A 23,413-nucleotide genomic window follows, 5' to 3' on the forward strand; every position below is an offset into this window, starting at 1 on the left:
GGCATAGCGAGTTGTGCGCAAAATCGAACGGTATCGTATTTGAAATAACCAGCGGCGGATATTTGCGCGTAGATTCGGTATCCCCCGGTACGCTGCGGATTCGCCTTCATGAAACGAACGACTTCCCGGAATCCGCTCTCGAACGCTACGGAATCGTCTTACATCGCAGCTCAGACGATTACTCGCTCGAATACGACGGTCCTTCTTGCACAATCCGAACGGACAAAGCGGCGCTTACGGTCGATACGCGAAACGGCTGTCTTTCTTTGTGCAACGAACGCGGCGAAACGCTGACGCGCCAGCCCGAACGCCCCTGGCCCGTTGCCGCTCAAGGATTCGGTGCTCATTTCATGCTGGCGGATGGGGAGCGGATATACGGGCTCGGCGATGTGAAGAGAGATCGTATTCAGCACCGGGGACATCGTGCTGAGATGCGGATCGAGAATGTGCACCGCTACGCCCCCGTACCATTTATGATGAGCAGCCGCCGATGGGGGGTTTTCATAAACACGACTTGGTGTCACGAGATCGATATCGGTCATACGGTGCGCGATTTGTTGACATTCCAGGGGACTGGCGGGAAGCTGGACTACTTCCTGTTTGTCGGCGACTCCTATGCCGAGCTGCTGGATCGCTATACCGACGTGGTCGGAAAGCCGGTATTGCTGCCCGTCTGGGCTTATGGCCTGACTTACGTATGCCACCAGCAAGTCAATGCGCGCGAGATGGTAGACGATGCGCTCAATTTCCGCAGGGCGGGTATTCCTTGCGATATGATCGGGCTCGAACCAGGCTGGATGGAAAAAAAATACGATCATTCAGTGGATATGAACTGGCATCCGGAACGATTTGCCCTCCCCCCTTACTCCAAAAAATCCGATACGTTTATTGGCGCGCTGGACAAGCTCGACTTTAAGCTTAGTTTATGGCTGACCTGTATGCATGACTTGAGCATAGAGGAAGAACGTTTGGCGTTGTCGGAGTCGTCTTCGAGCGCAACCGCGACGCTTACCGAAGCGCCCTGGTACGAGCATTTGCGGAAGTTCGTCGATCAAGGCGTGAGCGCATTCAAGTTGAGCGGTGCGCCCTTCGGGCTGGAAACGTCCGGACGAAGGTGGGGCAACGGGATGAGCGACGATGAGATGCACAATCTGTACCCGATTTTGCTCGCCAAGCAGCTGCACTTGGGGTTTAAAGAGCAGACAGGCCGGCGATCGATGATTTATATGGCTAACGGGTATACCGGCATGCAAAGATACGCCGCCACATGGGCCGGAACGTCCGACCATCAGCCGGCTCTCGTCTCCATGCTCAATCACGGAATGTCCGGTCATATCCATACTACCGAGGACATGGACGTCTCTACTCCGGAGGGCATCCACTTCGGTTTTTTGCAGCCGTGGTCGCAGGTGAACAGTTGGGCTTACTGGCGCCATCCTTGCTTGTTGGAACACGAACTGTTGCAAACTTTCCGAATGTATGCCCAATTGCGCTACAGTCTGCTGCCCTACATTTATTCGGCCGCTCACAACGCCACCCGCACCGGTATGCCGATCCTTCGCGCCATGCCACTTGCATTTCCCGATGATCCGCATGCGGACGGACTGCTGCATCAGTATATGTTTGGGGATTCGCTTCTCGTAGCCGTATATACCCGTACTGTTTATTTGCCGGAAGGCGTCTGGATCGACTATTGGACCGGCGAACGGCATATGGGTCCGAAACAGCTGGAATATGCGGCAGTTGCGCCAGTTGGCGGACCGTTGTTCGTCAAAGCCGGCGCCATCATCCCCGTTTGGCCGGAGTTGAGCTCTATCGGGCCGAAGCAGCCGGAGATCATTGGGCTCCACCTATACCTGTACGGTGAAAGCGAATATGTTCTCATAGAAGACGATGGGGTGACTTACGGGTATTTGGAGCAGAGGATCGCCGAAACGTTAATAAGTTGCCGGACGACGGATAAACGAACCATGGTTCAGATCGGTACCCGGAAGGGTAACTATGGGGGAATGCCGTGCAGACGCGGCTACGATGTATACCTTCATGTTCCGGCCAAACCGCTGCAAGTGACGATCGACGGAAGCTCGGCCGAGGAAACGGTCCATCCGCCGGAAGCCGGTGCGGCGCGGGACGGATGGTATTTTGACCGAATATCCCGGATCGTCCGCCTAAGTGCACATGAGCATCCGGATAAACGGGAGAACGTGACGATCGAAGTATGCTACGACGCCACTTTTCACCGAGAGACCCAAGCGAGGCATGTACGTCACGGTACACCCGATTCGCCCGGAACGAACACGCATTGGGAGACGGAACTGGAAATCGGTCTGGAGACGGGGGATCGCGTCAAGGCGTTTGCGGCGTTGGAGGAGTGGTGGGCCGAACGGATCGAGCGGATTCCGAACCTGGACGAAGCACGCGTAAACATGCTTATTATTTGCGGATTGTTCGTTCGTGTGTGCATTCGCCAGGGATGGAATGTGCAGACCGTGCTCGACGGCATATACGACGCTTTCGTAAATATCCAAGTCCTATTCAAGAAGGAACAGGGATACGACCTCATGCGGCAAGCGGTCCAACAGTTTATCGAGTATCGGCGTTCCGCCAAAAAGTCCGATATTCACCCGCTGATCAAACAAATAACCGATATCGTGGAAAAAGAGATCGACGACAATATAACGCTTCACTCGATGGCCGATCGGCTGCACGTCAACTCCTCCCACTTGAGCCGAATGTTTAAGCAAGCCGTCGGACAATCGTTCACCGATTACGTGATGATCCGGAAAATGGAGCGTGCCAAATCGCTGCTCATCGCAGGCAGCAGTGTCTCGGAAGCGGCATTGCAGCTCGGCTATAAAGATACGAGTCATTTCATCCGGGTATTTCGAAAATATTGGGGGGTAACTCCCGGCGAGTTAAAAATATAATGAAACTTACAAAGGGAAGACATTCTTCTTAACTTATCCCAATTACTTTGCGGGAGCCCGAATAGATGTGCAGAAACCGACTTGGTCATTGCCGGGTCGGTTTCCTTTTCCAATACCTCCGTGGTTAGATCCACAGCATAAGCCGTCTATTGCGGCGTACTTCCTCACGTCCTGCTCGAATGTCGCTCCATTGCACAGATCCTTGCTCGTCCCGGACGTGAGTCCATACATCCGCTCACGATCATATAGTCCGACAACATTTCGGTTGTTCAATTTTCATATATTATATATAATATATACGATTAGATCTAATAATAATTATCCCTTAAGGAGCTCCTGCCCGTATGCGAACGATCAAACGAGCGGTTCATCTCGACTTTCACACCCTGCCCGACATTCCTGATTTTGGCGTTAACTTCGATGCAGAACGGTTTGCCCGCACGTTGAAGGAAGCCCGCGTGGAGTACATTACCGCTTTCGCCAAATGCAATATTGGCTTCGCCTACTATCCGACCGCCGTCGGGATCATGCATCCGCACCTGAAATTCGATATGTTCGGTCAAATCGTCGAGGAATGCGCCAAGCTTGGTATCGGCGTCACCGCCTACCTGAGCGCCGGACTCGATCACGAGGCGGCCCGCTCTCACCGCGAATGGACTGTGGTCAACAATGACGGGCAGGTTGTGTACGGGGACCGGACGGCCAACTTTTTCCGCAACATGTGCTTCCATTCCGGTTATCGCGATTATTTACTGGCCATGATCCGCGAGATCAAGGAACGTTATCCGGTCGAAGGTTTCTTCCTCGACAGCACGGTCGTCCGCTCCTGCTACGGGAACGAATGTCTGGAGGGGGTGCGCGCCCGCGGCCTGAACCCGCTGGACGAAACGGACGTGCTGGCGTTCGCCAGGGACACGCTGCTTGATTTTGGCCGGGAGGCCAAGCGAATCGTCGGACCGGACAAATTTCTGTATTTGAACGGACTGCCGACGTCCGATACGGAAGGGCTTCGCACACACATCGAAATCGAATGTTTGCCGAGCGGCTGGAGCTACGACTTCTTCCCCGCCCAAGTCGCCTATGCGCGTAATCTGGGGCAGCAGACCGTTTACATGACCGGCCGCTTCAACGTGAATTGGGGCGATTTCGGCGGGTTGAAAAGCAAGGTTTCGCTGCTCAACGATTGCTGGGACGCAATCAGCAACGGAGTGCCAACCTCCATCGGCGACCATATGCACCCGCGCGATGGCTTAGATCCGGCGGTATATGAAGTCATCGGGGATATTTACAAGGAGCTGGAGCTGCTGGAGCCGTGGACCGACGGCGCCCGCGCAGAAGCCGACATCGGCATTCTAACCTGGCAGGGCGGACAGATCGGGGATGCGCATAACGGTGCCGTGCGCATGCTCGGCGAGCTGCACTATACGTACGATATCGTGGACGAACGGCACGATCTGTCGCGCTTCAAAGTGCTTCTTTTGCCGGACCGGGTGCGGATCACTCCTGTCCTCGCGGCGAAGCTGTCCGCCTATTTAGCGGCCGGAGGCGGCATTATCAGCTCCGGATATTCCGGCTTGAACGAGGCGGGCACCGCTTTTGCGTTGAAGGAATGGAACATGGTCTACGAGAGCGAGGATCCGTGGAACAGCTCGTATTTCCGGATGAAGGAACCGGCGGAAGCCGGCATGTCCGATATGCTGTGCGGCATGTATAAGCAGGGGATATGGCTGCAAGCTTGCGAGGGCGCACATGCCGTCGCGGACTATTATCAGCCCTATTTCGACCGCCGGTGGGACGGCTTTCACGGCACGTTTTACACCCCGCCGGACAAATATGCCGGCAGGCCGGCCGTAGCGAGATCGGGACGGATCTTTCAATTCTGCTTCCGCGTATTCGCCGCCTACATGGACTATGCGCCGAACGTCCATAAGCAGATGGTATCCTATTGCCTCAAGCAGCTGCTTCCCGATCCGCTGGTCCAAAGCGAAGGCATTCCGACGACCGCCCGGGTAACGGTCACTGCCAAAGCCTTCATGAGCATCATTCATGTCAAACTGACCCATCCGGAGCCGCGCGGAGCGTACAACGTCATCGAGGACCGGCAAACACTGACGGGAGCGGTCGTTCACTTGCGCCGCGGGGACGACGTCGTTGCCGTTTATACCGCGCCCGACCGGCTGCCGCTAGCCTTCACGAGCAATAACGGCAGTATTCGCATCCCCCTTCCGGTGATCGACGGATACATGATGATTGTCGTGGAACATGATCAGAACAATGCGGCGCCAGATGCGCCCTCAGTTCCCGACCCATGCACCGGCTGAAGCGGTCAAGACCGCCGCATCAGCCCTCCGATGGGGCGTACTTCGTCTCGTCCGGCTCGAATGTTATTTCATTGGACGGGTCCAGCTCCACGTGAATGGTTCCGCGATCGTCGGTCAGCACGAGCATGCGCGTGCCGACGACGGGGACGCGGTCAGCGCTGGTGCGCATGTGCGCTGAGACGACACGAGGAGCATTGTCGACGATGTAGCCTATCTCGACCGTGAAGACCGGGAGATTGAAAAGCCAGCTGTTTGTGAATCTCACGGCGGTCAATGTCCCGATGAATGAGGTGCCCTCCAGGCGGAGGCGTTTGATATCCGCCTGACGCCGCCGGGCGTGGGCGATCGAGCCGGGCAACCGCAAGAGCGCGATCACGCCCCAGAGGGCGAAGCCTGCTCCGACGGCGGCGCCGAGCTCTAGTGGGATCGTCGGTGACGTCGCGATGGCCTCGAGATCGAAGGGCCTCGCTGGATCGCTTCTCAGCGTCCAGAGCAGGAGGACTCCCGCGTCTGCGGCGAGTCCTCCTGTGACCGCGAGCGTCGCGAACAGACCGGCGACCCTAATCTGTCCGAACTGCTCGACCGATTGCGAGTACAATCCGCCGGTCGCACCGATCGCGAAGAACAGCAGGATTACGGCTGCGCCCACCGTGACCGGATGACCGAGGAACATGCCAATCGCCGGTGTCGGCGCCAGGCCGAGCAGAGCCCCGAACGGCACAGAACCTGTCAGCGCCCACAGTGCAGCGGCTGCAAGCAGCCACGGCAGCAGCGGAGATGCGCGTCCGATGCGACGTCCCGGCCGGAGCACTGTCATCCGTCCGTTCTTGTCCGTGGTCGAGAACAGCGGCAGTGTCTCGATGCCCTCCTGCTGCCCGTTCTGCCGAGGAACAACTAGAAATAAACTCATTCAGCACTCTCCTCTGGAAAGTCGCACTTCGTTTCGCTTTAACGCTTTATCGAATCTAAACTAACTTTCTTGAGCATTAAAAAAAACCGCAGTTTTGGGCGGTTTTATTTCATTTGGTCATTTAGTAGTTGAAGATCTTAGGGCCATTGCTGTCCTATCATCACTAGGACTATCACGTCTGCTGCTTCGCGCTTATTTCATCAACTTATTCATCGTCGTCATAAGCTCCGTCACGACGTCCATATCGCCGTCCTGGATGCGTTCAATGACGCAGCTTTTCAAATGGTGCTCAAGCAGCAGCTTCCCGACCCCGTTCAACGCCGACTGAACCGACGCGATCTGATTGAGCACGTCGTCGCAATACGTATCTTTTTCGATCAGTCCTTTAATCCCGCGCACTTGACCTTCGATCCGGTTCAGACGGGAGATCAGGCTGCTTTTGACTTTATCCGAGTGGTGGCTTTTCCGTCCTGCCCCGTCAAACGAGCAGCATTCGGACTCAGCCGCCGTTTGTTCATTCTTCCTATCCGTATCCGCGCTCATTCATCTCGCCCCCTTTATCTATAGTATAGTATACTATACTCCCTCCCCCTATTCAAATAAAAAGTTGACTTTCCCCGACGGCACCATTTCGGCCCTGCATCGGCGAGTGAAACATACAAACGGACCTCGAACCATCCGCCCGTGAACCGGCAGAGGCTGAGGTCCGTTCTCCATCCAAAATTGCTGTTAAAACTGAACCAAATCAGCGATTCGCACGGGTGCGCCGGTCTGCATCGACACATTGCCCGCGATGCCCGTCAGGATCGAGACGGCTCCGTCGACGTGGGAAGCCGCCCGATTGAACCGGTCCGGGGCCCGGTCGCCAAACAAGTCGTTAAGCAGGATCGGATCGCCGCCGCCGTGCCCGCCGGCGCGCGTTTCGATCTCAACCTCGTAAGCGCGCTCGAACATCGGCTGCACCGTCAGCACCTTGTAGGACAACGCGCCCTCGTCCTCTTTTTTTCCGCCGGAGTTCACATAGGCGCGCTCGACTACCTTCATCTCGATGCGGCCTTTGCTGCCGTTGAATACGACGTTGTAGCCTTCCCACGGCAAGTAAGCGTTCAGCGAATAGGTCATGATCGCCTTGTTCTTGTAGCGGACCATGACGCCAAGCGTATCTTCGATACTGATGCCGTCGCCGAATACGCTCTGATCGCGCTGGTAGCCATCGTCCTTCTCCGCGTCGAGATACAGCGACTTCAGATGTTCGTTTTTGTCCAGATGGATGGCGAACGGATCGTTCTTCGCCGCTTCGCTTCCGTAGGCGCGCTGGTAAAAGTTCGTCACGCCGCGCCGTTCCGCATTTTCACGGCCGTAGAACATGAGCCCGCCCATCGCAAATACCGTCTCCGGCGCAGAGCCGAGCCAGAAGTTGACGAGATCGAAATGGTGCGTCGACTTGTGGACGAGCAGGCCCCCGCTATTGCGCTTGTCGCGATGCCAGCGGCGGAAATAGTCGGCGCCGTGCGTCGTGTTGAGCAGCCATTCGAAGTGGACAGAGTGTACGTCCCCGATCGTGCCGTCCATAATCAGCTCGCGGATTTTCGTATTGTGCGGCGCATACCGGTAATTGAACGCTACGCGCAAGTCTTTGCCGGTTCTTTTGACGGCGTCGATAATGTGCTGGCACTTCTCGGCGTCGACCGTCATCGGCTTCTCCGTGACGACATTGCAGCCCAGCTCCATCGCGCGAATAATATAAGTATGGTGCGTACGATCTACCGAAGTAACAATTACGGTGTCAGGCTTCTCCGTTCGAATCATCTCTTCGAACTGCTCACTGCTGTACAGACGAACGTCCGGATGGTCGTACTTCTCTCTCAGCAGCTTGTTCGCATATTCGAGACGGGTCCGGTTAATATCGCAGAAGGCGGCGAGCTCGCATTTGTCGCGGTAATGCTTCACCAGCGAACCGTAAAAAAACTCGGCCCTTCCTCCCGTTCCGACCAGTACGTATTTTTTCCGTGTCATCGGCGCACTCCCTTTTCTATAGTTGATACGCCTTTATTGTATAGCAATGTTTACGCGTTTTCTGCCGTTCTGCTTGCTCTTTTGGCCGATTTATATGCATTTTTTGCGGTTCTCGTTCGTTTTACTCCCTTGATTGTAGTACAATTTGGGAAGGAGGGGACCGCCTTGAAGGAACCGTTCTTCATTCACCTGAGCAAAATAAACGGCCATCATTCGATGCCGTCCAATCATTATCACGAGCCCTACGAAATCTACTATCTGCTATCAGGCGAGCGGCACTATTTCATTAAGGAACAGACGTATAAAATTGCGAAGGGCGACCTCGTTTTTATAAGCAAAAACGAGCTGCACAAAACAAGCGACGCCGGCGTTCCGAATCACGAGCGGCTTCTCATAAACTTTAACGACCGATTTATCGCAGGCTTCGGCGAGCCGCTTCTATTTGAACCGTTTGAGCGCAAAAATCGCCGGCTGCGGCTCAATTTGCCGGAACGCGAATGGGTCGAGCGGCTGTTGTTCGAGATGCTGCAAGAAGATCAGGAGAAGCTGCCGGGGCACGAAGCTTCCTTGCAGGCGCGGCTTGTCACGCTGCTGCTCTGGTGCGGCCGCAAGCTCGATCGCCAGGACCGGGAGCAGGCGCCCTACGAGCACGAAAGCCCTGCGCACAAAAAAATTTCCGAAATCGTCGAGTTCATCAACGAATCGTACCGTCAGCCGATTTCGCTCGATTTCGTAGCCAAAGCCCATTTCGTCAGCCCGTTTCATTTCAGCCGCATGTTCAAGCGGGTTACCGGCTTCACGTTCGTCGAGTACGTCAATACGGTAAGAATCCGGGAAGCACAGCGGCTGCTGAAGGAAACGCAGTGGAAGGTAACGCGTATCGCGGAAACCGTCGGTTATGAGAATATCGGGCATTTCGGACGCGTATTCAAAAAAGTGACCAAAACAAACCCGCTCGATTACCGAAAATCGGTCAAGCGGGTTCATCCGTGACCTAACGCGGCTGATCTGGCCGATAAGCCGTTTAATGCGTGTAGGCGGCCACGTTATCCTGGTCGATCGCATCGTGCAGCGCGGCATTCAGCCCGCTGGCAATGATGTTGGCGATATCCTCGATAAACTGGTCGATGTCTTTCGGCGTCACAAGCAGATTGTGTCCGACCGGATCGAGCACCTCCTTGACGAGCTGGAGCCTTTCGTTCTCCTCCATGCTGTCCAGCATGCCGAAGATTTGATCGGTTTTGCTCGTCTGGTTTTTGAAGTGGCCGAGCATCATATCCATTGTGCTGTTCACGATCGTGGATGCATAAACGACGGTCGGAACTCCGATCGCAATGACGGGAACGCCGAGAAATTCCTGGGTCAGCCCTTTGCGCTTATTGCCCACTCCCGAGCCGGGATGGATGCCCGTATCCGCAATCTGGATCGTCGTATTGACCCGCTCCAGCGCCCTTGATGCGAGCGCATCGATCGCGATGACGAAGTCGGGGCGCGATTTCTCGACGATCCCCTGCACGATCTCGCTCGTCTCAATCCCGGTCGTGCCGAGCACCCCTGGCGCTACGGCGCTGACGGGGCGGTAACCAGGACTGACCTGATCCGGCATCAGCTCGAAGTAATGGCGGGTGACCATCACATTTTCGACGACTAGCGGCCCGAGCGCATCCGGGGTTACATTGTTGTTGCCGAGCCCGATGATAAGCGCCTTGGCCTCCTTGCCGAGCCCGATACGCTGAAGAAACGGCGCAAACTCCTGGGCGAACCGGGTCGCCACCCGGTCCTGCAAGTCGGAATCCTGCTCGCGAAGGCGCGGCACCTCGATTGTAATGTAATGCCCCGGCAGCTTGCCGACCGCCTGCCCCCCTTCCGCTGTGGATATATGCATCTTCGTCACTTTCATATCGTCGTCTTCCAAAGCTTCCGTATGTACCCCCGGTATCGCGTCCCCGTAGCGTCCCGAAGCCATTTCCTTCGCTTCCAGCGCCAGGTCGGTCCGAACCGAATACATGCTTAAATCGATGCCCATCTATAATACGCTCCTTTCCGCTAACGGCTGCTCGTTAGTTTGTGAGAAAAAGAAGCGGTTTATGCGGCCTGGCGGCGACGGATCGTTTGTTCCTGCTGACCAGTTAAACGATAACCTTCGGATTCGTTACGCAATCGTTGCATTTTGGTAGAGCCCATGATAAAATGTATAAAGTTGTCGACTGACAGGACAGTCCTTGATCGGATGTTTGGACTCACGTCGAAGCACGTTTTTTTAGTTTTGTAAGGAGGTGAACGATCGTGCCTAACATTAAATCCGCCATCAAGCGCGTAAAGACTAACGACAAGCGTCGCCTTCAGAACGCTTCGCAAAGATCGGCTCTTCGTACGGCAGTCAAAACGTTCGAAACCGCTGCCGCTTCCCAAAACGTTGAAACGGCTAAAGCCGCTTTGATCAACGCATCCAAGAAGCTGGACAAAGCTGTTACTAAAGGTTTGATTCACAAAAATGCGGCTGCCCGCAAAAAGTCCCGCCTGGCGAAACAACTGAACTCGCTTTCCGCTCAAGGCTAAAGCGCGAATAAAGTCCTTGCTCCTGTACAGGAAGCAAGGACTTTATTTTTTCCCCGGGTCAAGCCGCCAGTCCGAGCAGAAACATCTCCAGCCCCACGACCTTATCGACTTTGCCGCTTTTCATCTTGTAATCCAGCTCGGCGAGCTGCTGCAAAATACGCTCCAGCCGGTCCGGAGCAAATTTGTGGCCTTGCTCGGCCGCGATTTTGACCGCGTACGGATGCAGCCCCAATTGCGAAGCCATCTGCTGCTGAGACAGTCCCGACTTCGACAGCTCCTTCACCTGCAGCACGATCCGGAATTGGCGGGCGATCAGCAGCACGAGCTTGACCGGCTCCTCCCGCTGCTTCAGCAGCTCGTACAGGATCGTAAACGCCCGGTTCAGTTTCAGGCGCACGATGTCGTCGATCAGAATGAAGACATTCTGTTCCGTACTGCGCGTAACAAGCTTGTCCACCGTATCTCCGCTTACGACGCCGCCGCTGCCAACGTACAGCGACAGCTTCTCGATCTCGGCCGCCAGCGTCTGCAAGGCGCTCCCCGCATACAGGATGAGCTGATCCGCCGCTCCCTCGGCAAAAGAAAACGATTTGCGTCCAGCTTGCCGTTCAACCCATTGCAGCAGCCCGTCTGCGCTCATCGCCGTAAACGGAATCGTGATGTCCTTTAACGATTTGACGATTTTTTTCCGTTCATCGAGCTTCTCCGCTTCTACGACGAAAACGATAACGGCGAAATCGGACGGGGCTTTTATGTAATCGAGCAGCTTCTCCGGCTGATGCTGGACTTTGCCGCTTTCCTTCGCTCCGGTAAAAAAGACCGCATTGCTGGCGATAACGAGTTTTTTCGGCGCCATAAACGGCAAGGTTTGCGCGTCGTCGAGCACGACGTCGAGACTCGTTTCCGCCAAATCGTATTTGCTGACGGCGAACTCCCGGTATTCCGGCTCAATCAGCTTCTGCGTCAAAAAATCAAGAAATTCGCGAAGCAGAAACGATTCCGTTCCGTAGCACACATACACAGGCGATATGCTGCCTTTGCCGATGTCGCGCGCCGCCGATTTGTAATCCATACTTTCACCACCAGCCGTTAATCTCCGAACTTGAACATTATTTAATGATACCAAAAACAATGGGATGACGTCAAAGTCGGAACTTTGACACCATCCCATTGTCCCAGCACATCTATATAAACATTCGGCAGCGGGGCTCCCAGGCGCTCATGCCGAACGATTCATACATGGCAGGTCTTCGATCGCATTTGTTACTATACAATATGCGCTTCGCCGCCGGATGTGCAGACCGGATGAGCCCGATTTCGAATTTACAATAGCCCCCACAAAGTGAAGCCCTTGCTTCGAGGCTAATTCCGATTGCGGGGAGCCCCAATTTTAAAGCCGTAAGCATAAGCTTACGGCTTCTGGAGCGACTCCGCATTTTTGGCGATGTCGACTACATACGTTTTCGCTGTGCCGTCTTTGGCTGTGACGGAATACGTCAATTGCGCACTGCCCTTCCATGTAAGCAGCTTCGCCGAATCCTGCGTTCCCCAGGAGGCCGACACGAACATTTGCGTATGCCTGTCGTCATTGGTCGTTACGACGACCCGGCGATTGGCCGGATCGATTGTGGCCACAAGCACCCCGTCCTCCGACTCGAAACTCTCCTGCACGGCGAGCAGCCCGGCCATATCCGGCCGTGAGAGTTTATCCTTGGCCGCGTCCGCAGCAGGATCGGTAATCTTCGTCCCGGCCGATGAGCCGGCCGCGGATTCCTTCGTATCGGCCGCCGGGTCGGTCATGGCCGAAATGCCGAATTTTTGCTGGTTTTGATCGGAGCCGGGCGACCCGGAAGATCCTAAGCCCGACTTGGCCGTATCGTTCGGCCCCTTCGTCTCATCCGCCGGTGCGGAAGGAGGCGTAACGGACGAGCCGGGAATTGCGGCTGCTCCGCCGTTCACTGGCGGCTGCTCCCCTGCTCCTTTTGCAGAGTCTGTTACCGGGCTCGTTTGGGCTCCTGAGCCCGGCGAGCCGCCATTGCCGTTCTTCGTAACGTCGCCTATATTGCCGCCGCGCTGGTCGATTACCCTCTCCGCTTCCGGGGCAATCTCCTGCTTCACCGGCACCTCGGCAGGCGCTGCGCCTCCGCCGGTTCTCCCGCCCGTTTGAGCCGCTCCCGAATCCGGCTTCTCCTTGGAGGTTAAAGCTGCGCTGCCCGGCGCTTCCTTCGCCGCCTCGGCGGTCGCTTGGTCCGCAGCGCTTCGATTCGGCATGGACGCACTCGAATACGAGGTGCTGCTCTGGCTTCCCGCTTTGGGCATAAGCTGGCTTTCATCGGCTACCTTCGTGCCGTCCATATCGTTAATAAACAAAGCGAGCAGCAGGCCCGCTGCCACAATGCCTCCGGCGGCGGCAAACGACCACGCGGATTTGAAACGTCTCGGCCGCTCCGCCGCAAGCGGGATTACCGCGGTATTTTTGGGGACGGTGGAAGTTTGGACCGGCTCTTCTCCGCCGCGCTCACCCGCCCGATCTATTTCGGCAAGTTGGGGTAATATCGAATCGACCAGGCTGAACGGCGGCGTTACTTTCGGCAGGCTGGCGAGCTCTTGGGACAATTGCTGCAATCTGGAGAACATTTCTGCGCAATCCGGACACTGCTGCAAATGAGCCAACATCGCTTCATGCTCCGAATCGTTCAAATCTTCATCCAGATGTCGTTGCATCAGTTCCATCACCTCTTGACAATTCATCCCCGCACACCGCCTTTCTGATAATCTTGAAGTAAAGTCTGCAATTGCTGCCTCGCCCGAAACAGATAAGACTTCACTGTATTCAGGGGCAGATCCAGGGAATCGGCGATTTCGTTGTACGAGAAATCCTGCAAATATCGAAGCACGACAACGGCCCGGTGATGCTCGGGAAGCAGTTCGATCGCATCTTGAATATCCTTGGCTACATAAGACGACATCAGCTCGTCTTCAACGCTGCCGGAGGACGTGAACACCATATTGTGCTCTTCGATCGATACGGTCGCTTTCGTGCGGCGGAACTTGTCAATACAGATGTTCGTGACGATTCGCTGCACCCACGTTTTGAATTGCGCCTTTTCTTCGTAAGAATTTATTTTTTTGTATATGCGGATCAGCGCTTCTTGAGCGGCGTCTTTCGCATCCTGTTCATTCCCGAGAATGTAGTATGCGGTTCGGTAAACGTGAGTTTCAATTTCTCGCAGTAGGGTTATTAGAGCGTCGCGATCGCCCGATTGGGCAGCCTTGATCAGTTGCTGCTCTACCACAAGGATCCCCCTCTCTTGCAACCTTTTAAACGGGTATGACCCGAAAAATGTTGCACCAGACTTTTAAAAAAATACTTGCCAAGCGTCATCCACTAGAATAACAGAAAAAAGGGACACGGTATACCGCTTCCGCTAAGGGAAAGTCGGCGTTTTGTAAAGGATATATTGCGCAGCGCCTTCAACTTGACGTGCCGCGCCCTCCACACTACAATAAGTAGTGTGAGGTGGGACCGATGCACCAGATAAAACCGGGCGACAAAGGATTAAACCGCTTTTTCGGGCCGCTGGAAGCCAAAATTATGGACATTGTGTGGTCCGCGGACGAAAGCTCCATTCGGGATGTTCAGAGCAGACTTGCTCTCGATAAAAACGTCAATTTCAATACCGTCATGACCGTCATGAACCGGCTGGCCGATAAAAACATGCTTGCCAAACGAACCGAAGGCAGACTAACGCTGTACCGCGCCGTATTGTCCAAAGAGCAGTTTCTCGTCAGCCGCTCCAAGGAGCTTACGCTGGAGCTTGTCGACGAGCTCGGTCCTTTGGCGGTCCATCATATGCTGGACGTGCTGGAGGAAGCGGACCCGCTGCTGCTGGACAAGCTGGAGCGGAAAATCCGGGCGATGAAGACGGGGGCTGAACCATGAACTGGAACCTTCGGTCCAGACGCCTGTTCTGGACGTCGACGCTTTTCGCCGGCCTTCTGCTTGCGCAGATGGTCACTTATATGCTGCAGACGGTGATTGAACTAAATCTCGGCCTGAATGTATTTACCGCTTGCCACGGACTGCTGACAGCGCTAGGTTTGCCCGCGCTTGCCTATTTGCTGGATGCGCTCGTCGTCTATACGCTTGTTTCCGCGATATGGAAGACAGCGGCACAGGTTCTGTCCACACGCAAAGCACGCAAGCGGTTCCTGCGCCTTGCCGATACTAAAAAGACGGAGGAACTGCGCCGAAGGTTCGCCTGGTCCGAACCGCTCGAATTGGCCGTTATCCGCCACCCGTCTTCGATGGCGTTTACGATGGGTCTGTACCGGCCGCTTATCGTTTTGTCCAGCGGATTACTGGAGCTGCTGAGCGATCGCGAGCTCGAAGCGGTTATCCGCCACGAACGGCATCATCAGCTATCTCGCGATCCGCTCGTTTCGTTTTTGCTCGAGCTGTTCGCTTCGGTGTTTTCGTATTTGCCGATCCTTAGATGGACGAGCGGCCAGCACCGCATAGCAAGAGAAGTGGTGGCGGATCAGTACGCCACTGCATGTATGGGCACGTTCGAGTTTTTGGCCGGCGCCCTGCTGAAGCTCGCACGCTCCGCAGCTCCGGCCCGCAAGCCGTTCTCGTATTCGTCCTTCGCGGAAACTTCAATCAACTGCCGCATTATGCAAATGGTCGATCCGGAAGCCGGACCGCCGCTGCGGATGCCTCTGCGTCTGGCGGCGCTATCCGCTGGCGTCACCGCTTTGCTGACGGCCGCTTTTTGCGCCGGACTGCTGCATTAATGTCATCACCGCCGAGCCGGCGGATTTTTTTCGAGCCTATACACTACAAAATGTAGTGTGAAATCAAGGAGGTAGCCTGATGAGCAGCCAAGCACCGAAACAAACCCGTACAACCGCCAAGGCGGCAAACAAAAGGAGCAGCGCCGCCGACAAAGCCGGCAAAGCGAAGAAGCGCCGAACGATAGCCAAAATCGGCTGGATCGGGGGAGCCGCCCTGCTTATAGCCGCTATCGCCGTCGCTGTGGCGAATCGCCCTCCGAAGCCCGGCGAAAAAGTCGAAGTCATGGCCGATCAAACGCATATCGCCACCGTCACCTCGCCGCACAAACCATACAACAGCGATCCTCCGACTAGCGGCCAGCATGTGCCCTACATTGCCCCCTGGGGCGTTCACAAGGAGCCGCTGCCGAAAGAGCTGCTCGTGCACAATCTGGAAGATTCCGGCGTCGTTCTGTATTACAGCAAAGATGCGGACCCGGATACGGTCGAGAAGCTGGAGACGATCGTCAAGCGGTACTCGAAGCACGTCCTGGTCAATCCGTACCCGGACATGACGAACCCGATTACACTTACTGCCTGGGGGCGGATCGACCGGCTGGACGGATTCGACGAGAACCGGATCGTCGCTTTTATCGATGCGTACAAAGGAATCGATCACCATCCGCGGAGTTAATAAGCTTCAGTTCCTTTTCACTCAGGCCGGCACCATTAAGCCAGCAATAACGGAACCGCCAGTTCCGTTATTGCCGCTCCGCGAGCCTATTAGGTTTGCATAGAGGAAGCCGTACTTCCTCTATTGCTCCATTTACCCGGCTTCCCACGGACTATCGGCGGCGTTAACGGAACTTTTGCTTCCGTTAACACCCCCATCAGCAGTGTTCCTCCAGCTATAGGGGAACTTTCACTTCCGCTTCCCTGCCCTAGCCAGCTTCGATCCTGGTTCACTTGAACGTTTTAGCGAACTCCCTTATATTCAATAAGCCCCGCTCCGAGCCGGAACGGGGCACTAGGCGTTTATGCTGACCCATCGCTAAAAAATACCGTGCTTCGTTCCGCTCCACCGTTCGTAAAACAGGATTTTGTCTCTGCTGAGCAGTCGCAGGCCGAGGTGAATCGCAAAAGCGATATCGACACAGGCGGTCGTGCCAAGACAAAGCGCGAGCAGAAGCGGCGGGGCGTCATGAGCTGCGCCCCATACGAATAGGGCGTGCAAACCGGCGATTCCTCCGTACAGCACCCCGTAGCGGATCAGCAGCTCTTTGAGCGATACCCGCTCTCCCTGGCCTTTGACGCGGATACGGACGATCGCTTTGCCAAGCGTGCGTCCATTTGTAAGGTAAGGCAGCACGATAAAGTACAGCAGGCATACGATCGCATAGATACGCAAATCTCCGCTTCGCATAAACAGGAGCGCAGCGGGAAACAGCACTAGCAAATCAAGCTGAAGCGCGATCCACCGCCTGGTCAGCCCGACCTTTTCGGACTTGAGATCCACCTTCTCGTCGAGCTTTGCCGCAGGCGGCAATATCCGCATGAGCAGCGGAGCGGCCGCATAACCGAGCAGGCCTCCCAGCGTATTCAGCATCAGGTCGTCGACATCGAACAGCCGGTACGGACATTCATAGATGCCGTACAATCCGGTAACCTGGGTAATTTCGAACAAAAGCGACAGTGCGAAGGCAGCGACGGCGGACCCAATCAAGCCGAAGCGGAAGTAATAACGCAAGTACACGCCCAGAGGAACGAGCAGTATTACATTAAATACCGCCTGCAAAAACGCCCTCTCCCTGAACAAAAGCAGGTAGGTCGACGGAGCGCCGAGCTGTACGCCCGTTTCCTTCAGGAAATCGCGGACAAACTGGAACGGCACAAGCGACATATACGCCTCTCGCAGCATGTCGCACGTATTCCGCGTAGCCGGAAGCGGCAATATGACAAGGTACAGGGCGGTCAGCAAATAAAGCAGAAGCGAATAAATGACGATGACGCGAATTTTGTTCACATACCCGTATTTGCGGTACTGTACGATCAAAAACGGCAGCGTGAACAGAAAAGCCAGGAACGGAAACGTTAAAAAGGCATAACGGATCGGAAGCAAATAAGCATACAGCATAAACGCAGGTTCACTCCAACATCGGAAGATAAGGTTCCATTTTCTTATTCCTATTATGAATCAAAAGAGGCGTTTGTCCAAATTGCCGCCCGCGGGCCGAGGAAGTCTACTCCATTTTGATCACAGTCTGACGCTTGTCACTTCAATGCTTTTACTATCCAAGCTCTACCCGCTCCAACTCCAGTTCGTACCCGTCGGGCGCAGCGATCGACAGGTCCAGTCCAGGCGGCGTCTCGACGCGAAGGCGTAGCTTTCCGCTCGCCCGGTCAGCGTGCCAGCTCACATCGATTCGACCGAGTCCCGGGAGGGGAACCGTACCCTTGGCCCAGGCCAGTCCCGCCGGATTAGGTTCGATCGCCACCTTCGTCCAGCCCGGATTCAGTCCGCGCACACCGAGGATATACGCTCCGAGGAAATAGCCCGGGCCTGCCGACCAGGCGTGGCAATGGCTGCGCGTAAGCTCGCTCGGATGGTTGCGCCTCTCCAGCGGTCGCGGATACATCTCCCAACATGTCGTTGCGTCGTGCTCGATCATGCTTCCGTACTGCGTGCGGATGTCTTCCAGCATGATGTCGATCCGGCCCAGCTTGGCCAGCGCTTCATGATAGAAAAACGACATAAACGGGCTGCCGATCTGCACGAACTCGGCGGGAGGCTCGGCGATGTAACGTTCCAGGCGGCGTTTGCGCTCGTCTTCGGCGATATCGCACAGATAGGCGACGACCTGCGTCTGCATGCTAAAGACGCTGGATACTCTGCCGTCGGCGTGAATGCAGTCCACGTAAGCGCCACGTTCCTCCGACCATAAATGGGCGTTGATCGCCGCTTTCAAGGCGTCTGCGCGGGCGAGCAGCCGGTCGGCGCCAGCCGGGTCGGTTTCTTCCGCGATCCGCGCGGCCGAACGAAGCGCCTTCACGAAAAATAGGTTCTGGTGCGTCACGACGCCGTCTCTCGGCTGATCGATCGGAGCCCAGTCGAGCAAATTCCATGCCTTGATATGCAGCAAGCCGCGTTCGTCCAGCTTTTCCGCGAAATGATCGAGCGTACTGCGTACGCTAGGCCAGATTTGCTCGGCAAAGCCGCGGTCGCCGCTAAATTCATACAGCTCCAGACAGGCGATCGCCCAGAAAAAGGTCCAATTCGGTATGACGCTGTTCCAGCCGCTCGGCACCTGATCGGCATACAACGGCGTTTGGAATTGCGAGCCGGGTACGAGCCGCAGACATCGCTTGACGATGGCATCGTCGCCGAACACGTAATAATTGACGAGCGCTTCGTTACGGGCATCGCCTACCCAGAACGCCTGCTCGAAAGCCGGACAATCGACGAACGTGTCTTCCATGCACAGCCGGGTCGTATGCTTGCTAATTTCCCAGATGTCGTTAAGCAGCGCATCCGAGCTGCGGAACCGGCCGATTTCGGCGACGGCAAAGCTGCTTTGCAGCATGGAGAGGCGGTGTAACCTGGCCGGCGAAACAGCGTTTCTCACGACGACCATCAAGTAGCGGAAGCCGCGGCGGACGAGAGAAGAATACGTTTGGCGGCCTTCCCGGCAGACGTACCTCATCGTATTGTCCAATTCGAAAGTATCCTGTCTCCAGCCGTTCTCCATAAATTCCAATCCGTAAAAATCGAGTATCGTACCGGCGGAAGCCGCTACATCGAGCTCGATATAACTGGTATATTCTTTGCCGAAATCGATGATCAGCTCCGTGTCCTCGCCGGGATAAACAGGGACGGCGGCAGCCGCGCCATTAGCAACGACGGCCTGCTGGAGCGAATAAGGGACCGGTAAGCGGACGGCTTGCGTCGTCCAGATGCACCTGCTGAACACATCGTCCCGGCTGACATATCGGTTGTCCACCGGACGTAAGCTACCGGAGAACTCGGATAAGTCTGCCGCCGAACGGATCGATTTGGCCCGGTCGTAATCCGGATGGGATTCATCGAGCGGACGCACCGGCTGGTGATCGATAATCTCGATAAAATCGTACGGCCCTAGCGTAACAAACGGAGAGTGGCTCTCCGTATTCGTACCGGCCACATCGGCAAGAGGAGAAATGATCTCGAACGGTTCCTTGCAATCGATCCCGAAGTGGAAGCCGTGCCCATGAATCGTTCCTTTTAAGGCAAGCATCAGGAAGTTGTCGCCCCGCTGCAGCTCGATGTCGAGAAAACGCTTCGGTTTTTCTCCGTAAAAGTCCGAATCCGGATACCAGACGCCGTTTAAGCTGCACGACCCGGGCAAACGCCCGTTGTCGACGATGCCGATCGTCGCGCGCGCGGCTGTGGACGTCCGGATGACCATAGCCAAGTAACCGTAGAAGCGGACATTGTTGGCATGATGCTCGCTAGACGGTACGAAATGATTCCGCAAGTCCAGCACGACGCCCCATGTTCTCGGCTTCACCCGGCTCAAGCTTTCGACCCGTACCGGGTAGACGGGCTCCTCGGTCAGGGGCGGAATATCCCGCTCGATCAGCCGCGTCCACGGCTCCATGCCGACGGGACCGATGACGGAGGCGTTGTCCCAGGCTGTATCGTCGAACCCTGTGGCGGTCCAGCCTTCGTTCCAGTCTGCGGCATCGTATACTTCGGTAAATGGAAGCTGGCACGAAATGCGCGGAGAACGCGAATCGAAACCGGTATGGAGGGAGGTTGTCCAGGTGTTGTCCGTTGCCGCGATAATCGTCCGACTCCCCTCGCTATCGCTGGATTCGATCTGGACCAGCAGCCCGCCCCTTCCGCGCAAATATTGGAACGTCGGGACCCCGTAATGCATCACCAGCACCGCAGCCGTATTGACCTCCCCCAGGCGAAGCAGATGCCCGATCTCGTACTCGTCATAAGCGAGTTCGAAAGGCCACGAGCGAACCGGCCCCCGTCCTACAGCGGCACCGTTCACATATAAAACGTAACGGGAATCCGCGGTTATTTTCAAGCGGACCGGTCCTGTTGTTCCTTCCGAAGGCAAAGGAAACGGCTTGCGAAAGCAGCGCCATTCGTTCCGGGGGCTCTCCTCTCCTCCGGACCATATCCAGCTGGCTTCCCAGCCTGCATTTGGCTTCATATGTCGGGTAAACCTCCTTGGTTTGCGAATCTGTTTGGGTATAGTATAATTCAGGAACAAACCGCTATGGGGTAGCTAGAAGGACATATTATGGGGTCAAATCGGACAAAAGGAGAGCGAATTTATGAGCGTTAAGCAGATTGTGCAAACGATCCCGCTAAGTTTATATATAACGGATGAGACGCCGATTCACATCAATCGGGTATCCGAGTCGTTCGAGCTGGCCGAGCATACCCATGAGTTCGTGGAAATCAATTATGTCGGTGAGGGAAGCGGCTTCCATCGGATCGAAGGGTTGTCGCTGCCGGTGGCAAAAGGAGACGTGTTCTTTCTCCCGCCCGGGGTGTCGCATGTGTTTCGTCCCGCCCACGCGCAGCCGAAGCGCAAACATTTGATCGTATACAATATTTTGTTCAGCACCGCGTTTACGCGCAAGCTGGAGCCGTTTTTTGCGGATGACGAAGCCGTGCTCCGCTTCCTTAGATCGCCGTATCCGGATCAGACCTGGCTTCATTGCCAAGATGCGGACGGCACGTTCCAGTCGATCGTTTACACGCTATTCGAGGAGTTCGTGAGGAAACGTCCCGACCATCTGCAGGTGATGCGCTCGGAGGTCATCCGGCTGCTCCTCCATTTGCGCCACTCTCAGCTAAGAACGCCGCCTGCCGGGGAGCCCGCGCCGCTGGACGATCCGCTGGAGCATCTGCTTGACCGGATCAAGGAAAGGACGGCCGAGCCTCCGGCCATTCAGGAGCTTGCAGCCGAGGCAGGACTGAGCGAGAGGCAGTTCCGCCGAAGATTCGAAGCGCGCACCGGGATGACTTATACCGAATATGTGCAGAAGCTGCGAATGGAGCTGGTATGCAAGCTGCTTGCCTCGACCAGCGATACGATTGCCTCGATTGCATGGAAGGCAGGGTACAAGGACATTAAATTTTTCAATCGGCTGTTCAAAAAGCTCATTGGCGCAACGCCAACGGAATACCGCAAGATGAAAGCGCGGTTGTAGCCGACTCTGGGCCGGCTAATCCGAAAAACAACAAAGGAGCCGCATAGCGCGACTCCTCTCCAAAGCGGCGAACCGCTTATGCAAACCGGACCAGGTAATAATTCTTTTTGCCTCGCCGCAGTACGACATAACGGCCGTGCAGCCGGTGCCCGGCGCCGATAACGGTATCGATGCCGCTCATCCGCTCGCCGTTCACATAAACCGCCCCGCTCTCGATATCCTGCTTCGCCTGACGCCGGGACGGCGCCGCTTTCGCCGCTACGAGCAGATCGATGAGGCCCGTTTCCGCGCCGTCCTCGAGAACGGTCGTTGGCATGTCCTGAAGCGCCTCAACCAGCTCCTGCTCGCTGAGCGATGTTACATCGCCGGAGAACAGCGCCTCCGTAATCTTCTCCGCGCTCTCGACCGCCTCCTGCCCGTGCACAATACGGGTGACTTCCCGGGCCAGCTCTCGCTGGGCGGCGCGTTTTTCCGGCCGCTCCTTCACTTCGGCTTCCAGCTTGGCAATCTGTTCCCGCGACAGGAACGTGAAATATTTCAAAAACTTGACGACATCGTTATCGTCCGTATTGATCCAGAACTGATAGAACTGGTAGGCCGACGTTTTGCTGCGGTCGAGCCAGATCGCGCCGGATTCGGATTTGCCGAACTTTTTGCCGTCGCTTTTCGTGACAAGCGGCATCGTGATGCCGTAGGCGCCTTCGCCGCCCATTTTGCCGATCAGGTCGAGTCCGGCCGTAATATTGCCCCATTGGTCGCTGCCGCCGAGCTGGAGCGAGCAGTTATGCTCCTTGTTCAGCCTGTAGAAATCGTACGCCTGCAAAATCATATAGCTGAACTCGGTGAACGAGATGCCGTTCGCGAGACGCGAATCGACGGAGTCTTTGCCGAGCATGTAATTGACGGTAAAATGCTTGCCCACGTCGCGAAGGAACGAAATCGCGTCGAGCGGAGCGAGCCAGTCGTAGTTGCTCACCAGCCTGGCCGGGTTGTCCGGCTGATCGAAATCAAGAAAGCGGGACAACTGGCGCTTCAAGCTCTCCGTCCACTGTCCAACCGTATCCGCCGTATTCAGCGAGCGTTCCGTAGACCGTCCGCTAGGATCGCCGATAAGGCCCGTGCCTCCGCCGACGAGGGCGATCGAATGGTGGCCGGCGAGTTGGAACCGGCGCAGGCACAAAATCGGCAGCAGGCTGCCGATATGGAGACTGTCGGCCGTAGGGTCGAAGCCGCAGTACAGCACGACGCGTTCGCTATCCAGCTTCTTGCTCAGCCCTTCGCGATCGGTCACCTGATAAATGAGACCGCGGTATTCAAGATCTTCCAACAAATCCGCTTGCGTTACACGAGCTTCCGTCAAATTGCATCTCTCCTTCATATGGGGGCTTGGCGGCAACCGTTTCCGGAAAACAAAAAAGACCCGATCTGTTAAAAAACAGGGACGAGTCATCGCGGTACCACCCTAGTTGAAAATGTCTTTGGCGAGACATTTTCCGCTTGCATCGGATAACGGCCGATCGTCCGTCCTCGCCTTCCGTTGACCGTGAAGAAGTCTTCGGTTTCGGCGGAGGATGCTCCGGGACGTAATTCACGATCGCCTGCGCGCCGGCTCGCACCATTACCGCCGGTTCTCTGAGGCTGCCAAAACGATTCGCTACTGATTCCCATCCTTGCACGTATACTTTTTTCCG

General features: G+C 55.9%; 18 protein-coding genes and 1 other annotated feature. Of the genes, 8 read left to right on the plus strand and 10 right to left on the minus strand.

Features of this window, described 5'->3' with window-relative positions; genetic code table 11:
• Nucleotides 1-11: 11 nt before the first annotated feature.
• Both D7M11_RS21765 and D7M11_RS21770 read left to right on the plus strand, forming a co-directional pair.
• A complete protein-coding gene (locus D7M11_RS21765; RefSeq protein ID WP_120749373.1) occupies nucleotides 12-2,927 on the plus strand; it encodes a TIM-barrel domain-containing protein in 2,916 nt (971 codons plus the stop codon).
• A gap of 344 nt (nucleotides 2,928-3,271) precedes the next feature.
• On the plus strand, nucleotides 3,272-5,248 hold the full coding sequence (locus D7M11_RS21770) for an alpha-amylase family protein (protein ID WP_120749374.1): 1,977 nt from the start codon (nucleotides 3,272-3,274) through the stop codon (nucleotides 5,246-5,248).
• A 19-nt stretch (nucleotides 5,249-5,267) separates the two neighbouring features.
• On the opposite strand, the gene D7M11_RS21775 is transcribed toward D7M11_RS21770, so the two are convergent.
• From D7M11_RS21775 to D7M11_RS21785, 3 genes are all read right to left on the minus strand, one after another.
• Entirely contained in the window at nucleotides 5,268-6,158 is an 891-nt protein-coding gene (locus D7M11_RS21775) for a hypothetical protein (protein ID WP_120749375.1), read from the minus strand.
• Nucleotides 6,159-6,350: 192 nt separating this feature from the next.
• Nucleotides 6,351-6,701 carry a metal-sensitive transcriptional regulator gene (locus D7M11_RS21780; RefSeq protein ID WP_120749376.1) on the minus strand — a complete coding sequence of 117 codons (351 nt, stop codon included), beginning with the start codon at nucleotides 6,699-6,701 and terminating at the stop codon, nucleotides 6,351-6,353.
• A gap of 186 nt (nucleotides 6,702-6,887) precedes the next feature.
• On the minus strand, nucleotides 6,888-8,174 hold the full coding sequence (locus D7M11_RS21785) for a Gfo/Idh/MocA family protein (RefSeq protein WP_120749377.1): 1,287 nt from the start codon (nucleotides 8,172-8,174) through the stop codon (nucleotides 6,888-6,890).
• A gap of 165 nt (nucleotides 8,175-8,339) precedes the next feature.
• On the opposite strand from D7M11_RS21785, the gene D7M11_RS21790 reads away from it, so the two are divergent.
• Nucleotides 8,340-9,167 carry a helix-turn-helix transcriptional regulator gene (locus D7M11_RS21790; RefSeq protein WP_240041242.1) on the plus strand — a complete coding sequence of 276 codons (828 nt, stop codon included), beginning with the start codon at nucleotides 8,340-8,342 and terminating at the stop codon, nucleotides 9,165-9,167.
• Between the two features lie 31 nt (nucleotides 9,168-9,198).
• On the opposite strand, the gene gpr is transcribed toward D7M11_RS21790, so the two are convergent.
• A complete protein-coding gene (gene gpr, locus D7M11_RS21795; RefSeq protein WP_120749378.1) occupies nucleotides 9,199-10,200 on the minus strand; it encodes a GPR endopeptidase in 1,002 nt (333 codons plus the stop codon).
• Between the two features lie 260 nt (nucleotides 10,201-10,460).
• Here gpr and rpsT point away from each other — a divergent pair, with 260 nt between their 5' ends.
• The gene (rpsT, locus tag D7M11_RS21800) at nucleotides 10,461-10,733 is read left to right on the plus strand and encodes a 30S ribosomal protein S20 (RefSeq protein ID WP_120749379.1); all 273 of its coding nucleotides are present in this window, start codon (nucleotides 10,461-10,463) and stop codon (nucleotides 10,731-10,733) included.
• A gap of 58 nt (nucleotides 10,734-10,791) precedes the next feature.
• On the opposite strand, the gene holA is transcribed toward rpsT, so the two are convergent.
• The 3 genes from holA to D7M11_RS21815 all read right to left on the minus strand — a co-directional run bounded on the left by holA (nucleotide 10,792) and on the right by D7M11_RS21815 (nucleotide 14,029).
• Entirely contained in the window at nucleotides 10,792-11,805 is a 1,014-nt protein-coding gene (holA, locus tag D7M11_RS21805; RefSeq protein ID WP_120749380.1) for a DNA polymerase III subunit delta, read from the minus strand.
• Between the two features lie 338 nt (nucleotides 11,806-12,143).
• A complete protein-coding gene (locus tag D7M11_RS21810) occupies nucleotides 12,144-13,484 on the minus strand; it encodes a zf-HC2 domain-containing protein (protein WP_120749381.1) in 1,341 nt (446 codons plus the stop codon).
• Entirely contained in the window at nucleotides 13,481-14,029 is a 549-nt protein-coding gene (locus D7M11_RS21815) for an RNA polymerase sigma factor (protein WP_120749382.1), read from the minus strand. The genes D7M11_RS21810 and D7M11_RS21815 overlap by 4 nt, the downstream gene beginning before the upstream one ends.
• A 233-nt stretch (nucleotides 14,030-14,262) precedes the next feature.
• Here D7M11_RS21815 and D7M11_RS21820 point away from each other — a divergent pair, with 233 nt between their 5' ends.
• From D7M11_RS21820 to D7M11_RS21830, 3 genes are all read left to right on the plus strand, one after another.
• Nucleotides 14,263-14,676, plus strand: a complete 414-nt coding sequence (locus tag D7M11_RS21820) for a BlaI/MecI/CopY family transcriptional regulator (protein WP_120749383.1) — start codon at nucleotides 14,263-14,265, stop codon at nucleotides 14,674-14,676.
• On the plus strand, nucleotides 14,673-15,530 hold the full coding sequence (locus D7M11_RS21825) for a M56 family metallopeptidase (protein WP_120749384.1): 858 nt from the start codon (nucleotides 14,673-14,675) through the stop codon (nucleotides 15,528-15,530). The genes D7M11_RS21820 and D7M11_RS21825 overlap by 4 nt, the downstream gene beginning before the upstream one ends.
• Before the next feature lie 79 nt (nucleotides 15,531-15,609).
• Entirely contained in the window at nucleotides 15,610-16,203 is a 594-nt protein-coding gene (locus D7M11_RS21830) for a DUF3105 domain-containing protein (RefSeq protein ID WP_120749385.1), read from the plus strand.
• A 357-nt stretch (nucleotides 16,204-16,560) separates the two neighbouring features.
• On the opposite strand, the gene D7M11_RS21835 is transcribed toward D7M11_RS21830, so the two are convergent.
• Nucleotides 16,561-17,643, minus strand: a complete 1,083-nt coding sequence (locus D7M11_RS21835) for a VanZ family protein (RefSeq protein ID WP_120749386.1) — start codon at nucleotides 17,641-17,643, stop codon at nucleotides 16,561-16,563.
• Between the two features lie 154 nt (nucleotides 17,644-17,797).
• A complete protein-coding gene (locus D7M11_RS21840; RefSeq protein WP_120749387.1) occupies nucleotides 17,798-20,713 on the minus strand; it encodes a family 78 glycoside hydrolase catalytic domain in 2,916 nt (971 codons plus the stop codon).
• A 124-nt stretch (nucleotides 20,714-20,837) separates the two neighbouring features.
• On the opposite strand from D7M11_RS21840, the gene D7M11_RS21845 reads away from it, so the two are divergent.
• Entirely contained in the window at nucleotides 20,838-21,722 is an 885-nt protein-coding gene (locus D7M11_RS21845) for an AraC family transcriptional regulator (protein WP_120749388.1), read from the plus strand.
• Between the two features lie 76 nt (nucleotides 21,723-21,798).
• Here D7M11_RS21845 and tyrS read toward each other — a convergent pair whose 3' ends face one another.
• Nucleotides 21,799-23,100 carry a tyrosine--tRNA ligase gene (gene tyrS, locus D7M11_RS21850; RefSeq protein ID WP_120749389.1) on the minus strand — a complete coding sequence of 434 codons (1,302 nt, stop codon included), beginning with the start codon at nucleotides 23,098-23,100 and terminating at the stop codon, nucleotides 21,799-21,801.
• Between the two features lie 56 nt (nucleotides 23,101-23,156).
• Nucleotides 23,157-23,402, minus strand: a binding site (T-box leader).
• Between the last annotated feature and the right edge of the window lie 11 nt (nucleotides 23,403-23,413).

It is taken from the genome of Paenibacillus ginsengarvi (assembly GCF_003626695.1).
Lineage (GTDB): Bacteria > Bacillota > Bacilli > Paenibacillales > NBRC-103111 > Paenibacillus_AB > Paenibacillus_AB ginsengarvi.